The sequence below is a fragment of the Kitasatospora sp. NPDC114501 genome (assembly GCF_055633695.1).
On record NZ_JBVKDS010000009.1, the window covers coordinates 176,343 to 194,658 of the forward strand.

Genomic DNA, 18,316 nt, shown 5'->3' on the forward strand with positions numbered 1-18,316 from the left:
GTCCTGACGTAGACCGTGCCCTGCTCGCCCGCACGGCCCCGGGGTCGGTCAACCCTTCGCCACCGTAACGGAGTTGAAGGTGACGTCGGCCATCGGGTGGCCGTCCGGCGAGCCCTCCAGGGTGCCCGCGGCGGCGATCTTCTGGACCGCGTCCAGGCCGCCGGTGACCTTCCCGAACGGGGTGTAGTTCGGCGGCAGCTTGGTGTCCTTGTAGACCAGGAAGAACTGGCTGCCGTTGGTGCCCGGGCCGGAGTTGGCCATCGCCACGGTGCCGGCCGGGTAGGTCGCGCCGGTCAGGTTCTCGTCCGCGAACTTGTAGCCGGGGCCGCCGGTGCCGCCGGGAACGGTCGCGCTGGCGGTCGGGTCGCCGCACTGGAGCACGAAGATGCCGTCGGTGGTGAGGCGGTGGCACTTGGTGTGGTCGAAGTACTGCTCGCCGGCCAGGAACGCGAAGGAGTTCACGGTGTGCGGGGCCTTGGCGGCGTCCAGCGCGACCGTCACCTTGCCGCAGTTGCTGTCCAGCGTCATCGTGTACGAGCCGCTCGGGTCGATCGTCATGGGCGGCTCGGCCTGCCACTGCTTGCCGTTGGGCGCGCCCGGCGCCGGGGCCGCGCAGCCCTCGACCGGCTTGCGGGTCGGGGTGGTCGGCTCGTCGGTACCGGTCGGCGCGGCCTGGGGCCGGTCCGCGGCCGAGGTCTTCTTGTCGCCCTTGTCGTCCGAGCTGAACGCGCCGGTGGCGATCAGGGTGCCACCGCCGGCCAGCACCACGACGGCGAGCGAGGCGCCCAGGATCGTGTTGCGCCGCCTGCGCGCGGCCGCCGCCGCGACCCGGCGCTCCAACTGGCGCTCGTACTTCTCTCGGGCGAGCTGCCGCCGCCGCTGTTCGCTGCTGACCACCGGCCGTGTCTCCTACGGATGTGCGGGAAAAGTGGATGGATTCCGGAGCGGATCATCGCATCCCTCGGCGGCCAAGTGTAGGGACCCGGCCCGTAAGAACGCGGTGAACCTGTCAGGCCGCCGCGCCCCGTCACCCCTATCTGGTTCGCAACCGGACCCGCGGCGCCGGTAGGCTGCACCTACATCATCACTGGCTGCATCAAGACTGGTAGGTGCCGCAGCCGACCGCCGCACACACCCGAAGGACGCGCGTGTTCATCGCCGGATTCCCCGCAGGAGCCTGGGGCACCAACTGCTACCTGGTCGCTCCGGCGGCGGGCGAGGAGTGCGTCATCGTCGATCCCGGCCACCAGGCGGCCCGCGGCGTCGAGGAGATGGTCCGCGAGCACCGGCTGAAGCCCGTCGCCGTGCTGCTCACCCACGGCCACATCGACCACGTGGCCTCGGTGGTCCCGGTCTGCGGCGCCCGCGGCGTCCCGGCCTGGATCCACCCCGAGGACCGGTACATGATGTCCGACCCGGAGAAGGCGCTCGGCCGCTCCCTGGGCACCCAGCTGATGGGCGAGCTCACCGTCGGCGAGCCCGACGACGTGCGCGAGCTCACCGACGGCGGCGTGCTGGAGCTGGCCGGCCTGAAGCTCACCGTGGACCACGCCCCGGGCCATACCGGGGGGTCGGTGACCTTCCGGACGCCCGGTGCCGAGGACCTCCCCCCGGTGCTGTTCTCGGGCGACCTGCTGTTCGCCGGCTCCATCGGGCGTACCGACCTCCCGGGCGGGGACAGCGAGGCGATCATGGACTCGCTGGCCCGGGTGTGCCTGCCCCTCGACGACTCCACCGTGGTCCTCTCCGGCCACGGCGGTCAGACCACCATCGGCCGCGAGCGCGCCACCAACCCCTACCTCCGACAGGCAGCGGGGGCGGCCGGCGCCCCGGCTTTCCCGCGACGAGGAATGTGACGGAAGAGAAGTTGAGCACCTTCACCGCCCCCAAGGGCACCTACGACCTGCTGCCCCCCAGCTCCGCGACGTTCCTGGCGATCCGCGAGCGCATCGCCGCGCCCGCCCGCCGGGCCGGCTACGGCTACGTCGAGACCCCGGTCTTCGAGGACGTGAAGCTGTTCTCCCGCGGTGTCGGCGAGTCCACCGACATCGTCACCAAGGAGATGTACACCCTCACCACCAAGGGCGGCGACGAGCTTGCGCTGCGCCCCGAGGGCACCGCGTCGGTGCTGCGCGCCGCGCTCCAGGCCAACCTGCACAAGCAGGGCAACCTGCCGGTCAAGCTCTGGTACTCCGGCTCGTACTACCGCTACGAGCGCGCCCAGAAGGGCCGCTACCGCCAGTTCTCCCAGGTCGGCGCCGAGGCGATCGGCGCCGAGGACCCGGCGCTGGACGCCGAGCTGATCATCCTGGCCGACGACGCCTTCCGCTCGCTGGGCCTGCGCGACTACTCGCTGCTGCTCAACAGCCTCGGCGACAAGGAGTGCCGCCCGGTCTACCGCGCCGCGCTGATCGAGTTCCTCTCCGGGCTGGACCTGGACGAGGACACCCGCCGCCGCGCCGAGATCAACCCGCTGCGCGTCCTCGACGACAAGCGCGAGTCGGTGCAGGCCCAGCTGGCCGACGCGCCGATGCTGCGCGACTACCTGTGCGAGGCCTGCAAGGCGTACGACGAGAAGGTCCGCGAGCTGCTCACCGCGGCGGGCGTGGCCTTCGTGGACGACCCCAAGCTGGTGCGCGGCCTGGACTACTACACCCGCACCACCTTCGAGTTCGTGCACAACGGCCTCGGCGCGCAGTCCGCGATCGGCGGCGGCGGCCGCTACGACGGCCTGTCCGAGATGATCGGCGGCCCGGCGCTGCCGTCCGTCGGCTGGGCGCTCGGTGTCGACCGCAGCTACCTCGCGCTGGAGGCCGAGGGCGTCACCCTCGACCTGCCGGCCGCCACCTCCGTCTACGCCGTCGCGCTCGGCGAGGAGGCCAAGAACGTCCTGTTCGCCAAGGTGGTCGAGCTGCGCCGGGCCGGCGTCGCCACCGACCTCGCCTTCGGCGTCAAGAGCATCAAGAACGCCATGAAGTCCGCCGACCGGTCCGGCGCCCGCTTCGCCCTGATCGCCGGGGACCGGGACCTCGCCGAGGGTGTCGTCCAGCTCAAGGACCTCACCACCGGCGAGCAGACCCCCGTCGCCCTCGACGCACTCGTCACCACCCTGAAGGAGAAGCAGCTGTGATCCGCACGCACGACGCGGGCACGCTCCGCCCGGAGCACGCAGGCACCACCGTCACCCTGGCCGGCTGGGTCGCCCGCCGCCGCGACCACGGCGGCGTCGCCTTCATCGACCTGCGCGACGCCTCCGGCACCGTGCAGATCGTGGTCCGCGACCTCGACTCGGTGCACGGCCTGCGCGCCGAGTACTGCGTCAAGGTCGTCGGCGACGTCCGGGTCCGCCCCGAGGGCAACGAGAACCCGGACATCCCGACCGGCGCCGTCGAGGTCGTCGTCAGCGGGATCGAGGTGCTCTCCGAGGCCGCCCCGCTGCCGTTCCCGGTCGCCGAGTACGAGCCCGGCACGGTCAACGAGGAGGTCCGGCTGCGCTACCGCTACCTGGACCTGCGCCGTGAGGGCCCGGCCAAGGGCCTGCGCCTGCGCTCCAAGGTCAACAACATCATCCGCCGGGTGATGGAGGAGAACGACTACCTCGACATCGAGACGCCGTACCTCACCCGCTCCACCCCCGAGGGCGCCCGCGACTTCCTGGTCCCGGTCCGCCTCCAGCCCGGCCACTGGTACGCCCTGCCGCAGTCGCCCCAGCTGTTCAAGCAGCTGCTGATGGTGGCCGGCATGGAGCGCTACTACCAGATCGCCCGCTGCTTCCGCGACGAGGACTTCCGCGCCGACCGGCAGCCGGAGTTCACCCAGCTGGACATCGAGGCCTCGTTCGTCGACCAGGAGGACATCCTGGCCCTCGGCGAGAAGATCATCGGTGCCGTCTGGCGCGAGGTGCACGGCTACGAGATCCCCAACCCGCTGCCGCGGATGACCTACGCGGACGCCATGGGCCGCTACGGCTCGGACAAGCCGGACGTCCGCTTCGGCCAGGAACTCACCGACCTGACCGAGTACTTCAAGGGCACCGACTTCCGCGTCTTCCAGGCCCCGTACGTCGGTGCCGTGGTCATGCCCGGCGGCGCCTCGCAGCCGCGCAAGCAGCTGGACGCCTGGCAGGACTGGGCCAAGGCGCGCGGCGCCCGCGGCCTGGCGTACGTCCTCATCGACGCCGAGACCGGCGAGCTGCGCGGCCCGGTCGCCAAGAACCTCTCCGAGGAGCACCTGGCCGGTCTCGCCGCCGCCGCGGGCGCCAAGAACGGTGACGCGATCTTCTTCGCGGCCGGCAAGGAGCGCGCCTCGCAGGAGCTGCTGGGCGCCGCCCGTCTGGAGATCGGCCGCCGCTGCGGGCTGATCGACGAGTCCCAGTGGGCCTTCCTCTGGGTCGTCGACTTCCCGATGTTCGAGCCGATCGAGGACGACAAGGGCCAGTTCCAGGGCTGGCACGCGGTGCACCACCCGTTCACCGCCCCGACCGCGGAGTCGCTGGCCACCTTCGACACCGACCCGGGCTCGGCGCTCTCCAACGCCTACGACCTGGTCCTCAACGGCTCGGAGCTGGGCGGCGGTTCGATCCGTATCCACCAGCGCGACGTGCAGAAGCGGGCGTTCGACGCGATCGGCCTCTCCGAGGAGGAGGCGGCCTCGCAGTTCGGCTTCCTGCTGGACGCCTTCAACTACGGCCCGCCGCCGCACGGTGGTGTCGCCTTCGGCCTGGACCGCATCGTCACGCTGCTGGGCGGGTACGACACCATCCGCGACGTCATCGCCTTCCCGAAGACGTCCACCGGCGGCGACCCGCTGACCGGCGCCCCGACCCCGATCACCCCGGCGCAGCGCCGCGAGGCCGGCGTGGACGCCCAGCCGAAGGTCCGCGAGGACGCCAAGGGCGAGGCCCAGCCCAAGGCCTGACGTCGCGTCATCCGCTAACCTGCAACGGCCCCGGACGGCCCAGCCGCCGTCCGGGGCCGGTCCACAACGGTGTGTGACACAGGGAGGGTTGACCCGATGCAGGTCACAACGAGAGTCGAATGTCCGGAGGACGCCCCGGCCACCAGACGCGTCCACATGGCCGCGTTCCCCGGCCCGGACGAGGCGGACCTGGTGGACGCGCTGCGCCGCGACCCGGCCTGGCTGCCCGGGCTGTCCGTGGTGGCGGTCGACGAGACCGGGCTGGTGATCGGGCACGCGCTGCTGACCCGGCTGCGGGTCGGCGACGGCAGGGCACTGGCGCTCGCGCCGGTCGCGGTGGCGCCCGAGTGGCAGCGCCGGGGCGTCGGCGAGCTGGTCGTCCGGGCCGCGCTGACGGCGGCCGAGAAGGCGGGCGAGAAGCTCGTGGTCGTCCTCGGCGATCCGGGGTACTACGGGCGGTTCGGCTTCGCGCCGGCCGGCCGGCACCAGGTCACCGGCCCGTTCGAGGTGCCGGAGGCGTACTTCCAGGCGCTGCCGCTGGCGGCGTACGACGGCGGCCCGCGCGGGCTCTGCCGCTACCCCGAGCCGTTCGTCGCGGTCTGAGCCGTCCTGCGGAACCCACGGGCGCCGCTCCCTCGGGCCCCTCTCCCCAGGGCCGGTCCACGAGACCGGCCCCGGCCGCCACGGCCCCGCCGACCTGCGGATACGGCCGTCAGCGCCTACGGTGAGTGCGCATCAGCGTTCAGCCGGACGGAGGACCCGAGGGTGGCCGAGCAGCAGCGGACCGGGAAGCCGGGGAAACTGGCCAGGAAGCCGTACGAGCGGGAGCTGCTGCGGCTCCAGGAGGAGCTGGTGAAGCTCCAGGAGTGGGTGCGGGTCGAGGGCGCCCGGCTGGTGGTGGTCTTCGAGGGCCGCGACGCCGCCGGCAAGGGCGGAGCGATCAAGCGGGTGACGGAGTACCTGAACCCCCGCATCGCCCGGGTCGCGGCGCTGCCCACGCCGACCGAGCGGCAGAGGACCCAGTGGTACTTCCAGCGCTACGTCGAGCACCTCCCGGCCGCCGGGGAGATCGTGCTGTTCGACCGCAGCTGGTACAACCGCGCGGGCGTCGAGCGGGTGATGGGCTTCTGCACCGACGAGGAGTACTGGCAGTTCCTGCACCAGTGCCCGACCTTCGAGCGGATGCTGACCGAGTCGGGGATCCTGCTGCGCAAGTACTGGTTCTCGGTGAGCGACACCGAGCAGGAACGGCGCTTCCGGGACCGGCTGGAGGACCCGATGAAGCGCTGGAAGCTCTCCCCGATGGACGTCGAGTCGATCACCCGCTGGGAGGACTACTCGCGGGCCAAGGACGAGATGTTCATCCACACCGACACCCCGGACTCGCCCTGGCACGTGGTGGCGAGCGACGACAAGCGCCGGGCCCGGATCAACATGATCGCCCACCTGCTGTCCACCGTGCCGTACCGCGAGATCCGGGCGCCGAAGGTCGAGCTGCCGCCCCGCCCCGCGTCGCGCGGCTACGAACGGCCCCCGCGGGACCTCCAGAGGTACGTCCCGGACCACGCCGCCGGGCTCGACTAGCGGGCGCGTCGGGTCGTCCGAACGGACGCGTGGCGTTGCCGGTGCCCGGGCCGGGCCGTGCGATGGACGTGCCCACCACGGCGCGGGCGCCCGACGCGGCGCCCGCCGGACGTCAGGAGACCCGCCCATGTTCGTGCGCACCGGCTACTTCACCGGCGACCCGGCCCGCCTCGGCCGGACCCTCGACGGCTTCACCGCGGAGGCCGTCGGCCTGCTCTCCGCCGAGCACGGCTACCGGGGCTACGGGCTCTTCGCCAACCGCGAGCTGGGGGTCTTCACCATGGGCTCCTGGTGGGACACCGCGCAGGCCGAGCGGGACAGCGACGCGAAGCTGGGCGCGCGCCGAGGCGAGCTGCTGACCCCGTTCGCCGGTACGGCGGCCGTCGACGTCTGGGAGGCGGCGGCCTTCGCGCCGCCCGGGGAGGGCGGGCCGGGGGCCCGGTTCCGGCTGGTCCGGGTCGACTTCGACCCCGCCTCGGCGGACCGGCTGGTCGAGGCGTTCCGGGAGCAGGCCCTGCCCGGCCTGGAGCGGATGGACGGCTTCGTCGGCGGCGCCCTGCTGATCCAGCGGGACCGCGGCCGGGCCTCGGTCGGCACGATCTTCCAGGACCAGGCCACCTTCGCGGCCTCGCGCAGCCCGCAGGCCGAGGCGCGGTCCAGGGTCACCGCCGCGGTCGGCGTGACGGTGCGCTCGCTGGAGGAGTTCGAGGTCGTCCTGCTGGACCGCCGTCCGCCGCGGTAGCCGTGGACGGCGGCGGCCGTTCCGCGTCGCGGCGGCCGTCCGCCGCGGGACGGGCTCTGTCCGTGGGCTCGCATAGGCTTCCGGTGTGGACGAACCGGACCTCTTCACCGCCGCAGCCGAGGAACGCCAGACCAGGGAGCCCGGCCGGGCGCCGCTGGCCGTACGGATGCGTCCGCGCACCCTGGACGAGGTGGCCGGGCAGCGGCAGCTGCTGAAGCCCGGCTCGCCGCTGCGCCGGCTGGTCGCGGGCTCCCGCGGCCCGGCGGCGACCAGCTCGGTGATCCTCTGGGGCCCGCCCGGCACCGGCAAGACCACCCTGGCGCACGTGATCAGCCAGGCCGTCGAGGGCCGCTTCGTGGAGCTGTCCGCGATCACCGCCGGGGTCAAGGAGGTCCGGGCCGTCATCGACGGCGCCCGTCGGGCGGTCGGGATGTCCGGCCGGGAGACGGTGCTCTTCCTGGACGAGATCCACCGCTTCTCCAAGGCCCAGCAGGACTCGCTGCTGCCGGCCGTGGAGAACCGCTGGGTGACCCTGATCGCGGCGACGACGGAGAACCCGTACTTCTCGGTGATCTCCCCGCTGCTGTCCCGCTCGCTGCTGCTCACCCTGGAGTCGCTGACCGACGAGGACGTCCGGGCGCTGCTGCGCCGCGCGGTGGCCGACGAGCGCGGCCTGGAGGGCGCGCTGGAGCTGAGCGCGGAGGCCGAGGACCACCTGGTGCGGCTGGCCGGCGGGGACGCCCGGCGGGCGCTCACCACGCTGGAGGCGGCGGCCGGGGCGGCGCTGGAGAAGGGCGAGTCGAGCATCACCCTGGCCACCACCGAGACGGCGGTCAACCAGGCGGCGGTGCGCTACGACAAGGACGGCGACCAGCACTACGACGTGGCGAGCGCGCTGATCAAGTCGATCCGCGGCAGCGACGTGGACGCCACCCTGCACTACCTGGCCCGGATGATCGAAGCGGGGGAGGACCCGCGGTTCATCGCCCGCCGGCTGATGATCTCGGCCAGCGAGGACGTCGGCCTGGCGGACCCGACGGCCTTGCAGACGGCGGTGGCGGCGGCCCAGGCGGTGGCCCTGATCGGCTTCCCGGAGGCCCGGATCATCCTCTCCCAGGCGGCCATCGCGCTGGCCCTGGCGCCCAAGTCCAACGCCGCCTACCTGGCGATCGACGCGGCGCTGGCGGACGTCCGGCAGGGCCTGGCGAGCGCCGTCCCGTCCCACCTGCGGGACGCCCACTACGGTGGCGCGGGCAAGCTCGGCCACGGCAAGGGCTACCGGTACCCGCACGACCTGCCGGAGGGCATCGCGGCCCAGCAGTACGCGCCGGACGCGGTGCACGGCAAGGAGTACTACCAGCCGACCAGGCGCGGCGGCGAGGCCCGCTACGCGGACGTGGTGGAGTGGACGCGCGGGCGGCTGCGGGGGGAGCGCAGGGTGGAGAAGAAGGCCGGGAAGCCGGCCGGGAAGGCGCCGGAGCAGCCGGAGCGGAAGGCCGAGGAGCAGCCCGGGGAAAAGGGCGAGTGATCGACCGGTATACTTCGTCGGAGTGCCATGTCCCGGGACGGCGGCGGGGGAGACCCCACCGACCGGCCGCACCAGCGGGACATCGGCGGTAGGCCTCCTCCGGGAGGCCCGCACCAGGAGCGTCGCGCACCGTCATCGGTGTCGCGGGCGGCCCAGGATTCTGGGCCGGTCCGTGTGACCAGCACTTTCGTGCCCGGCTCCGGAGAGCGGCTGATCCCATCGCGCAGGCGGCGGGGTTTTCTCCGGGTCGCGACATGCGACCTCCGTCAACACCTGGTGAAGCCGTATTCGTAAGCAAGGAAGGTTTGGTTCATGGCGAACCAGAAGCGCCCCAAGGTCAAGATCGCGCGCGCCCTCGGTGTGCCGCTGACCCCGAAGTCCGTCAAGTACTTCGAGGCCCGCCCGTACCCGCCCGGCCAGCACGGCCGTGGTCGCAAGCAGAACTCGGACTACAAGGTCCGTCTGCTCGAGAAGCAGCGTCTGCGCGCCCAGTACGACCTGAGCGAGAAGCAGATGGCCCGCGCGTTCGACCGCGCGAAGAAGGCCGAGGGCAAGACCGGTGAGGCGCTCGTCGCCGACCTGGAGACCCGTCTGGACTCCCTGGTTCTGCGTTCGGGCATCGCCCGCACCATCTACCAGGCCCGCCAGATGGTCGTCCACGGCCACATCGAGGTCAACGGCGGCAAGGTCAACAAGCCGTCGTTCCAGATGAAGCCGGGCTACGTGGTGACCGTCCGCGAGCGCAGCAAGGAGAAGGTCCCCTTCCAGGTCGCCCGTGAGGGTGGCTACGCGGGTGAGGGCCAGACCCCGAAGTACCTCGAGGTCAACCTGAAGGCCCTGGCCTTCCGCCTGGACCGTGCGCCGCAGCGCAAGGAGGTCCCGGTGATCTGTGACGAGCAGCTGGTCGTCGAGTACTACTCGCGCTGACCCGGTTCCGCTCTTCGCGACACCGCGAGCGAGCCCCCGTCGCCTTTCGAGGCGGCGGGGGCTCGCCCCGTTTCGGCTGCCGTGTCAGATGTCCTCGCCGGTCATCGCGGCGGCCAGCCGCAGGTGCGGGCGGGCCTCCGCGGCGCGGCCCTGGCGCTCCAGGGTGCGGCCGAGCATCAGCCGGGCGTAGTCCTCGGCCGGGTCGGCCTCCAGGATCCGCAGCAGCTCGGCCTCGGCGCGGCGGAGCTGGGCGGAGTGGAAGTAGCTGCGGGCCAGCAGCATCCGGACGGAGAGGTTGGCGGGCTCCTCGGCCAGCACGCCTTCGAGCATGCGGGCCGCATCGGTGTACGCCTTGGAATCGAAGTAGAACTTCGCCATGCGGTACTCGTCGGCGGTGTTGTGGAGGGCCATGGTGTTCCTTCCGGACAGTTACTTGCCTCCTCAAGCAATCGGCAAGTTTCAACTATTCCGCACCGGCGAGGCGGCCGGTGCGGGCGGCACCGCGCGGGGGCCCGGCGCCGGTTCCGGGCCCTCCGCCCGACCCCCGCCGCCGAGCGCCCGGGTGACCGCCGCGTCCAGGTCCAGCAGGGCGCCGGCCTGGTAGCAGTCCTCGTACTCCTGGGCGGTCAGCCCGGCCAGGGCCCGCTCGGCGCACTCCTGGTGCGGGCCGAAGAAGTTCCGCGAGCCCAGGAACGGGTTGCCGACCGTGCGCCAGATCCGGTGCGCCGCCCCCTGGAGCACCCGGGCCTCGCGCAGGTCGCCCACCGTGCCCGGGCCGGTCGGCTCGGTCTCCAGCAGCGCCAGCAGGTCGATGCCCAGCACGATGCCCAGCAGGTCGTGGAAGAGGTGGTTCAGCCGCACGCACTCCCGGGCCAGCGCGCGGGCGGGCTGCACCGCGCCGTCCAGCCAGTGCGAGTACGCCATCGCGTAGAGCACGTACGCGTAGGCCCACTGCTCGCCGTGCTCCTCGCACAGCTCGCGGGCCTGGCCGAACCAGAGCTCGCCGCTGTCGAGGTCGCCCTGGAAGAGGTGGGCCAGGCCCAGCTCCAGCATGGCCATCACCACGTTGCTGTTGAGCTCGCCGATCGTCCGGTAGTGCCAGAGCGCCTCCTCGAACAGCTCGGCGGCCCGGTCGGGGTCGTCGCCGACCAGGGCGACGCAGCCCTGGCGGTGGACGGCGTAGGCCAGCGCCCGGTCGTCGCCGGTGTTCAGGGCCTGGCGGCGGCACTCCTCCAACGCCGGGCGGGCGGTGCCGAGGTCGCCCTGGAGGGTGGCCATGTAGCCGGTCACCCAGAGCGCCTTGGCCCGGGCCTCGGTGGGTTCGCGGTCCAGAGCGAGCGCGCGGTCCAGCCAGTGCCGGCCCTCGCCGAGGTGGCCGCAGCCGACCCAGTAGAACCAGAGCGCCCCGGCCAGCAGCAGGGCGATCTGCTCCTCGCCGGGCTCGGCGAGGCAGAACTCCAGCGCGGCGCGGAGGTTGCTGTGGGCGAGCTCCGTGCGCTCGGCGGTCTCCGCCTGCCGGGGGCCGAACCACTCGACCTCGCCCCAGGTGGCGACGCCGAGGTACCAGTCCCGGTGGCGGCGCAGCAGCCGGGGCTCCTCGCCGGCGGCGCGCAGCCACTGGCCGCCGTACTCGCGCAGGGTGTCCAGCAGCCGGAAGCGCACGCCGAAGGGGCTGTCCTCGCGCAGCACCACGGACTTGGCGACCAGCTCGTCGAGCAGGTCGAGTGCCTCCTCGGGCTCGATGCCCTCGCCGGCGCAGACGTACTCGGCGGCCTCCAGGTCGAAGCCGCCGGCGAAGACCGACAGGCGGGCCCAGAGTAAACGTTCCTGCACGGTGCAGAGCTCATGGCTCCAGCCGATCGTCGTGCGCAGCGTCCGGTGCCGGGGCAGGGCCGTCCGGGAGCCGCCGGTCAGCAGCCGGAAGCGGTCGTCCAGCCGGGCGGTGACCTGCTCCACCGACAGCGCGCGCAGCCGGCCGGCGGCCAGTTCCACGGCCAGCGGGAGGCCGTCCAGCCGACGGCAGAGCAGCGCGACCGCCTCCGCATTGGCCTCCGTCACCTCGAAGGACGGCAGCACCGCCCGGGCCCGGTCGGCGAACAGCCGTACGGCGTCCGGCAGCGCGCCCGAGCGCAGCGGCCCGGTGGGAAGCGGGGCGAGGGTCAGCAGGTGCTCGCCCGAGGCCCGCAGGGCCGTGCGGCTGGTGGCCAGCAGCCGCAGGCCGGGCAGCGCCCGCAGCAGCGCGTCGGCCAGCTCGGCGCAGGCCTCCACCAGGTGCTCGCAGCCGTCCAGCACCAGCAGCGGGCGCAGGCCGTCCAGCCGCTCGATCAGGACGTCCAGCGGCGGACGGGCGGTGCCGTCCGAGAGCCGCAGCGCCTCCAGGACGGCGTGGCCGAGCAGCAGCGGATCCTGCACCGGGGCCACGTCCACCAGCCAGGTGCCGTCCGGGAACGCGCCGGCCGCCCGGGCCGCCGCGCGCAGGGCCAGCCGGCTCTTGCCCACGCCGCCCGGCCCGGTGACGGTCACCAGCCGGGCCGAGGCCAGCAGGTCCGCCAGTTCGGCCAGTTCGGCCTGCCGCCCGACGAAGCCGGTCACCTCGGCCGGCAGCCGGCCGGGCTCCGGCTCCCACGGCCCCGCCCCGGGCTCCCCGGGCTGTGCTCTCCAGTCCCCGGCCAAAGGCTGCTCCCCGTGCTCCAGGCCGGACCGTCGCGGTCCGGACGTGCGTCGGGCCGTACGGGCGACGGCCTGCCAGGCAGAACGAGGTGACCAGCCGGTAGGTTACGCGCGCGGATCGCACACCCGACCGGATCGCCGGGCGGACAACCCGGTCCGGAAACCGGGTGCGGGCGCGATAGGGTTCCGTTGGGTGTGACCGACGATCCGCGTCGGGCCAGGGCCGCGAAGCCGGCGGGAACCGTCGGACACACCCCGAGAAGAACCGCAAGGCGAGGGAGCGCGCAAAGGTGTCCGTGGGAGAGCTGGCCGGCTTGCTCGTCGCCGTGTTCTGGGCGGTCCTGGTCACCCTGCTCGCCGTGGTGCTGGTCCGCCTCTCGCGGGTGCTCAAGGAGGCTGCCGTCCTGGTCTCCGCGGTCACCGAGCAGGCCGTTCCGCTGCTGACCGACGCGGGCGCCGCCGTGCGCAGCGCCAACGAGCAGCTGGAGCGGGTGGACGAGATCACCGCCAACGTGCAGGACGCCGCCGCCAACGCCAACGCGCTCTCCTCCACCGTGGCCGCCACCCTGGGCGGACCGCTAGTGAAGGTCGCGGCGTTCAGCTACGGCGTGCGCAAGGCCGTCGCCCGGCAGCAGGGCGGCCTGCCGCCGGTGCCGGCCCAGGCGGGCGAGCGCGAGGAGCTGGCCCGGCTGATCCGGGCCGAGGTGCGCGCCGCGACGGCGCCCAGGAACGGCTTGTTCTCCCGGGTCCGGCGCGCGGTGAGGGGCTGACGGCATGGTGCGACGCATCTTCTGGATGGCGGTCGGCGCCGGCGCCACCGTCTGGGCCATGAACAAGGCCAACGAGGCCGTGCACCGGCTCACCCCGGACAGCCTCTCCGGCACCGCCGCCCGTGGCGCCCTGCACCTGGGCGACCTGGCCAAGCAGTTCGCCCAGGACGTGAAGGCCGGCATGGCCGAGCGCGAGGAGCAGCTGAAGGACGACCTCGGACTGCACGGCACCGCCGTGCTGGAGCCCCGCAGCGCCCGCCGGGTGCCGCGCGGCGAGCCGCAGTACCGAGCTATCTCGGCGGCGCCCGGTAGCCCGGCCGCCGCCCTGCCTCCGTCCCGCACCCGCTCGGTACCCGACGGTGCCAGCACCACCCCCCAGACCACTGAAGAAACGCCCCGCCGCGCTCTGCCGCCGCGGGGCGGCACCCCGAACCGGAAGGACCACTAATGGAGTCGGCTGAGATCCGCCGCCGCTGGCTGCGCTTCTTCGAGGAGCGCGGCCACACCGTCGTTCCGTCGGCGTCCCTGGTCGCCGACGACCCCACCCTGCTGCTCGTCAACGCCGGCATGGTGCCGTTCAAGCCCTACTTCCTGGGCGAGGTCAAGCCGCAGTTCTCGCGCGCCACCAGCGTCCAGAAGTGCGTGCGCACCCTGGACATCGAGGAGGTCGGGAAGACCACCCGGCACGGCTCCTTCTTCCAGATGTGCGGCAACTTCTCCTTCGGCGACTACTTCAAGGAAGGAGCCATCAAGTTCGCGTGGGAGCTGCTCACCACCCCCGTCGCGGACGGCGGCTACGGCCTGGAGAAGGAGAAGCTCTGGATCACCGTCTACAAGGACGACGACGAGGCCGAGCAGATCTGGCGTGACGTCATCGGCGTGCCCTCGGAGCGCATCCAGCGCCTGGGCATGAAGGACAACTTCTGGTCGATGGGCGTCCCCGGCCCGTGCGGCCCGTGCTCGGAGATCAACTACGACCGCGGCCCCGCGTACGGCGAGGAGGGCGGCCCGGCCGTCAACGGCGAGCGCTACCTGGAGATCTGGAACCTGGTCTTCATGCAGTACGAGCGCGGCCACGGCGACGGGAAGGACGGCTTCGAGATCCTCGGCGACCTGCCGAGCAAGAACATCGACACCGGCCTCGGCCTGGAGCGCCTCGCCGCCATCCTGCAGGGCGTCGACAACCTCTTCGAGATCGACACCAGCCGGATGATCCTCGACCGCGCCGCCGAGCTCACCGGCCACACCTACGGCGCCGACCACAAGTCGGACGTGTCGCTGCGCGTGGTCACCGACCACATCCGCACCGCGCTGATGCTGATCGGCGACGGCGTCACCCCGGGCAACGAGGGCCGCGGCTACGTGCTGCGCCGCATCCTGCGCCGCGCCATCCGCAACATGCGCCTGCTGGGCGCCACCGGCGTGGTCGCCAAGGACCTCACGGACATCGCGATCAAGGCGATGGCCCCGCAGTACCCGGAGCTGGAGACCGACCGCAAGCGCATCGAGACGGTCGTCGTCGGCGAGGAGGCGGCCTTCCTCCAGACGCTGAAGGCCGGCACCAGCCTGCTGGACGCCGCGGTCACCGAGACCAAGCAGGCCGGCGGCGCCGTCCTCTCCGGCGACCAGGCCTTCAAGCTGCACGACACGTACGGCTTCCCGATCGACCTCACCCTGGAGATGGCCGAGGAGCAGGGCCTCCAGGTCGACGAGGCCGGCTTCCGCCGCCTGATGCAGGAGCAGCGCGACCGCGCCAAGGCGGACGCCAAGGCCAAGAAGATGGGCCACGCCGACGTCGCCGCGTACCGCGAGGTCGCCGACAAGTCCGGCGCCAGCGTCTTCACCGGCTACAGCCTCACCGAGGGCGAGGCCACCGTGGTCGGCCTGCTGGTGGACGGCGTCCCGGCGCCGGCCGCCTCCGAGGGCGACGAGGTCGAGCTCATCCTCGACCGCACCCCGTTCTACGCCGAGGGCGGCGGCCAGCTCGCCGACCAGGGCCGGATCCGGCTGGAGTCCGGCGCGGTGGTGGAGATCCGCGACGTGCAGCAGCCCGTCCCGGGCGTCATCGTGCACTCCGGCGGGGTGCTGTTCGGCGAGGTCGTGCTGGGCGCCTCGGCGTACGCCACGATCGACACCGAGCGCCGCCGGGCGATCGCCCGCGCCCACTCGGCCACCCACCTGACCCACCAGGCGCTGCGCGACGCGCTCGGCCCGACGGCCGCCCAGGCCGGCTCCGAGAACGCCCCCGGCCGCTTCCGCTTCGACTTCGGCTCGCCCGCCGCCGTCCCCGGCACCGTGCTGGTCGACGTCGAGCAGAAGATCAACGACGTGCTGGGCCGCGAGCTGGAGGTCAGCGCCGAGGTCATGACGATGGACCAGGCCCGCAAGGCCGGCGCCATCGCGATGTTCGGCGAGAAGTACGGCGACGAGGTCCGGGTCGTCACCATCGGCGACTTCTCCAAGGAGCTGTGCGGTGGCACCCACGTCGGCAACACCGCCCAGCTGGGCCTGGTGAAGCTGCTCGGCGAGTCCTCGATCGGCTCCGGCGTGCGCCGCGTCGAGGCGCTGGTCGGCACCGACGCGTACCGCTTCCTGGCCCGTGAGCACACCGTGGTCTCCCAGCTGACCGAGCTGGTCAAGGGCCGCCCGGAGGAGCTGCCGGAGAAGATCTCGGGCATGCTCGCCAAGCTCAAGGACGCCGAGAAGGAGATCGAGCGCTTCCGCGTCGAGAAGGTGCTGGCCGCCGCGGCGGGCCTGGCCGACTCGGCCGAGGACGTGCACGGCATCGCCGTGGTCGCCGCGCAGGTCGCCGACGGCGTGGGCGCGGACGAGCTGCGCAAGCTGGTCCTGGACGTGCGCGGCCGCCTCGGCTCGCGCCCGGCCGTGGTCGCCGCCTTCACCGTGGCCAACGACCGTCCGCTGACCGTGATCGCCACCAACGAGGACGCCCGCGGCCGCGGCATCAAGGCCGGCGAGCTGGTCCGGACCGCCGCCAAGACCCTCGGCGGCGGCGGTGGCGGCAAGGACGACGTCGCCCAGGGCGGCGGCTCCAACCCGGCCGCGGTCGGCGAGGCCATCGCCGCGGTGCGCGGCCTGGTCGCGGAGCGCGCCAGCTGATGGAGCAGGAGGAGAGGCCCTTCCGGCGGGGGCGGCGGATCGCCGTCGACGTCGGGGACGCCCGGATCGGGGTCGCGTCCTGCGACCCCGACGGGGTGCTCGCCACGCCCGTGGAGACCGTCCCGGCCGGGGCGAAGTCGCAGGCCAGGATCGCCGCCATCGTCGACGAGTACGGCGCGATGGAGGTGATCGTCGGGCTGCCGCGCTCGCTCAGCGGCAAGGAGGGCCCGGCGGCGGAGAAGGTCCGGGCGTACGCGGCCCGGCTGGCCAACCGGCTCTACCCGGTGCCGGTGCGGCTGGTGGACGAGCGGATGTCGACCGTCACCGCGACCCACGGGCTGCGCGCCTCGGGGGTCAAGGCGAAGAAGGGCCGCTCGGTGGTCGACCAGGCCGCCGCGGTGGTGATCCTCCAGACCGCCCTTGAGTCCGAACGGGTGAGCGGACGGCCGCCCGGTGAGAGCGTCGAGGCGACCGGCTGACCGGTCTGATCTAACGTCCCGTTGAGGGGTCCGTGCGGACGCGTCCGCACGGACCCCTTCTTCGTTCGTTTCCATGTCCGTTTTGGATCGATTCGCGTCGGTCCAGGCTGATCCGGAAACGAACCGGACCGATCCGGGACCGCCGAGGGGGCGCGAGCCATGACCGACCAGGACTTCCACCCGGGGCTCACCCCCGGACACCTGGGTGCGCCGGTGCTGGAGCCGGAGGGCCGTCCGCCGTCCGCGCCCCGTCCGCGCCCCGATGCGCCGGATCCGCACCGACGGCGCAACGGACTGGCCTGCGGGCTCACCGCCTTCGCCCTGGTCGCGGTGTTCGGCGGGATCGGGCTGACCGGGTACACCTGGTTCCAGTCGCAGCGCAAACCCCCGGCCGCCGCCGACTTCGCGGGGCAGGGCACCGGCAGCGTGCAGGTCTCGGTGCCGGAGGGCGCCGGCCTCTCCCAGATCGCGTCGGCGCTGGTCCGCAACGGGGTGGTGGCCAGCTCGCTCGCCTTCACCCGGGCCGCGAAGGGCAGCGCGGCGGCGGCCGGGCGGATCCAGCCCGGGACGTACACGCTGAAGCAGAAGATGTCGGCCGTGGCGGCGCTGGCGATCCTGATCGACCCGGCCAACGCCAACGGCCTGACCATCCCCGAGGGCTGGCGCGGCTACCAGATCTACGCGGCCATCGACAAGAAGCTGAACCTGCCCGAGGGCACCACCCAGAAGACCGCCCAGGAGCAGGGCGCCGAGCTCGGCCTGCCGGACTTCACCAACGGCAGCCCGGAGGGCTACCTGTTCCCGGCGACGTACAGCGTCACCGACGGCACCACCGCCTTCGACCTGCTGAAGCAGATGGTGGACCGGGCGGGCAAGGAGTTCGGCCGGGACGACGCCAACGTCGTCGCGCAGAACCTCGGGCAGACCCTGTACGGGCTGGTCACCGTGGCCAGCATGGTCCAGGGCGAGGCCGACAACACCGCGGACATGGGCAAGGTGGCCCGGGTGATCTACAACCGGCTGGCCAAGGGCATGCCCCTGCAGCTGGACTCCACCATCAACTACGCGCTCGGCCGGTCGACCCTGAACACCTCGGTGACCGACACCCGGCTGGACTCCCCGTACAACACCTACCTGCACCCCGGGCTGCCGCCGAGCCCGATCTCCAACCCCGGGCGGCAGGCGATCATGGCGGCGCTGGACCCGACGCCGGGCGACTGGCTGTACTTCGTCACCGTGAAGCCCGGGGACACCCGGTTCACCGACAGCTTCGACGTGCAGCAACGCAACGTGGCGGAGTTCAACGCCAACCGGGCGGCGGCCAAGCAGAGCGCCCCGGCGTCCGGCCCGAGCTCCGGCCCGGCGGCCCCCGGGGCGGGGGCCGGTGCGCCTTCCGGCGCCGGTGGGGGGACGCCGTAGCGGTGTCGTGTGCCGTCGGTGAGATCGCTCACCGACGGTGCGTCCGCCCGGCCGGGGGTAAGGCTGCGGTACGGTAACGTCTCCCTCCAGGCGCTGCGCTAGCACGCCGGTTCGAGATTCAGCCGGGACCGCGTCGTCCCGGGGCGGCCGGTTCGATCCTCCG

General features: G+C 72.8%; 16 protein-coding genes. 13 read left to right on the plus strand and 3 right to left on the minus strand.

Annotated elements, in window-relative coordinates; all coding sequences use genetic code 11:
• Nucleotides 1-48: 48 nt before the first annotated feature.
• The gene (locus ACZ7RU_RS18690; RefSeq protein WP_470342009.1) at nt 49-897 is read right to left on the minus strand and encodes a peptidylprolyl isomerase; all 849 of its coding nucleotides are present in this window, start codon (nt 895-897) and stop codon (nt 49-51) included.
• Between the two features lie 251 nt (nt 898-1,148).
• Between ACZ7RU_RS18690 and ACZ7RU_RS18695 the strand changes: the two genes are divergently transcribed.
• The 8 genes from ACZ7RU_RS18695 to rpsD all read left to right on the plus strand — a co-directional run bounded on the left by ACZ7RU_RS18695 (nt 1,149) and on the right by rpsD (nt 9,698).
• Complete coding sequence (locus tag ACZ7RU_RS18695; protein ID WP_470342010.1) at nt 1,149-1,856, plus strand: MBL fold metallo-hydrolase; 708 nt, start codon at nt 1,149-1,151, stop codon at nt 1,854-1,856.
• Nucleotides 1,857-1,867: 11 nt separating this feature from the next.
• Nucleotides 1,868-3,130 (plus strand): histidine--tRNA ligase, encoded by a 1,263-nt coding sequence (gene hisS / locus ACZ7RU_RS18700; RefSeq protein WP_470342011.1) that lies wholly within the window; start codon nt 1,868-1,870, stop codon nt 3,128-3,130.
• The gene (gene aspS / locus ACZ7RU_RS18705; RefSeq protein WP_470342012.1) at nt 3,127-4,917 is read left to right on the plus strand and encodes an aspartate--tRNA ligase; all 1,791 of its coding nucleotides are present in this window, start codon (nt 3,127-3,129) and stop codon (nt 4,915-4,917) included. The genes hisS and aspS overlap by 4 nt, the downstream gene beginning before the upstream one ends.
• A 96-nt stretch (nt 4,918-5,013) precedes the next feature.
• On the plus strand, nt 5,014-5,520 hold the full coding sequence (locus tag ACZ7RU_RS18710) for a GNAT family N-acetyltransferase (RefSeq protein ID WP_470342013.1): 507 nt from the start codon (nt 5,014-5,016) through the stop codon (nt 5,518-5,520).
• Nucleotides 5,521-5,682: 162 nt separating this feature from the next.
• On the plus strand, nt 5,683-6,501 hold the full coding sequence (gene ppk2, locus ACZ7RU_RS18715; RefSeq protein ID WP_470342014.1) for a polyphosphate kinase 2: 819 nt from the start codon (nt 5,683-5,685) through the stop codon (nt 6,499-6,501).
• Nucleotides 6,502-6,628: 127 nt separating this feature from the next.
• A complete protein-coding gene (locus tag ACZ7RU_RS18720) occupies nt 6,629-7,243 on the plus strand; it encodes a hypothetical protein (protein ID WP_470342015.1) in 615 nt (204 codons plus the stop codon).
• Nucleotides 7,244-7,328: 85 nt separating this feature from the next.
• Nucleotides 7,329-8,771 (plus strand): replication-associated recombination protein A, encoded by a 1,443-nt coding sequence (locus ACZ7RU_RS18725; protein WP_470342016.1) that lies wholly within the window; start codon nt 7,329-7,331, stop codon nt 8,769-8,771.
• A 312-nt stretch (nt 8,772-9,083) separates the two neighbouring features.
• Nucleotides 9,084-9,698 carry a 30S ribosomal protein S4 gene (gene rpsD / locus ACZ7RU_RS18730; protein ID WP_030056230.1) on the plus strand — a complete coding sequence of 205 codons (615 nt, stop codon included), beginning with the start codon at nt 9,084-9,086 and terminating at the stop codon, nt 9,696-9,698.
• 84 nt (nt 9,699-9,782) lie between these two features.
• Here the strand turns inward: rpsD and ACZ7RU_RS18735 are convergent, their stop codons facing one another.
• Both ACZ7RU_RS18735 and ACZ7RU_RS18740 read right to left on the minus strand, forming a co-directional pair.
• Nucleotides 9,783-10,109 carry a tetratricopeptide repeat protein gene (locus tag ACZ7RU_RS18735; RefSeq protein ID WP_470342017.1) on the minus strand — a complete coding sequence of 109 codons (327 nt, stop codon included), beginning with the start codon at nt 10,107-10,109 and terminating at the stop codon, nt 9,783-9,785.
• Between the two features lie 48 nt (nt 10,110-10,157).
• Nucleotides 10,158-12,371, minus strand: coding sequence for an ATP-binding protein (locus ACZ7RU_RS18740; RefSeq protein WP_470342018.1), 2,214 nt, complete (start codon nt 12,369-12,371; stop codon nt 10,158-10,160).
• Between the two features lie 287 nt (nt 12,372-12,658).
• Here ACZ7RU_RS18740 and ACZ7RU_RS18745 point away from each other — a divergent pair, with 287 nt between their 5' ends.
• From ACZ7RU_RS18745 to mltG, 5 genes are all read left to right on the plus strand, one after another.
• Nucleotides 12,659-13,138, plus strand: a complete 480-nt coding sequence (locus tag ACZ7RU_RS18745) for a DUF948 domain-containing protein (protein ID WP_470342019.1) — start codon at nt 12,659-12,661, stop codon at nt 13,136-13,138.
• A 4-nt stretch (nt 13,139-13,142) separates the two neighbouring features.
• Nucleotides 13,143-13,586 carry a DUF6167 family protein gene (locus ACZ7RU_RS18750; RefSeq protein ID WP_470342020.1) on the plus strand — a complete coding sequence of 148 codons (444 nt, stop codon included), beginning with the start codon at nt 13,143-13,145 and terminating at the stop codon, nt 13,584-13,586.
• Complete coding sequence (gene alaS / locus ACZ7RU_RS18755) at nt 13,586-16,255, plus strand: alanine--tRNA ligase (protein WP_470342021.1); 2,670 nt, start codon at nt 13,586-13,588, stop codon at nt 16,253-16,255. Before ACZ7RU_RS18750 ends, alaS begins: the two co-directional genes overlap by 1 nt.
• Nucleotides 16,255-16,734 (plus strand): Holliday junction resolvase RuvX, encoded by a 480-nt coding sequence (ruvX, locus tag ACZ7RU_RS18760; RefSeq protein WP_470342022.1) that lies wholly within the window; start codon nt 16,255-16,257, stop codon nt 16,732-16,734. The genes alaS and ruvX overlap by 1 nt, the downstream gene beginning before the upstream one ends.
• 159 nt (nt 16,735-16,893) lie before the next feature.
• The gene (gene mltG / locus ACZ7RU_RS18765) at nt 16,894-18,153 is read left to right on the plus strand and encodes an endolytic transglycosylase MltG (protein ID WP_470342023.1); all 1,260 of its coding nucleotides are present in this window, start codon (nt 16,894-16,896) and stop codon (nt 18,151-18,153) included.
• Nucleotides 18,154-18,316 lie beyond the last annotated feature (163 nt).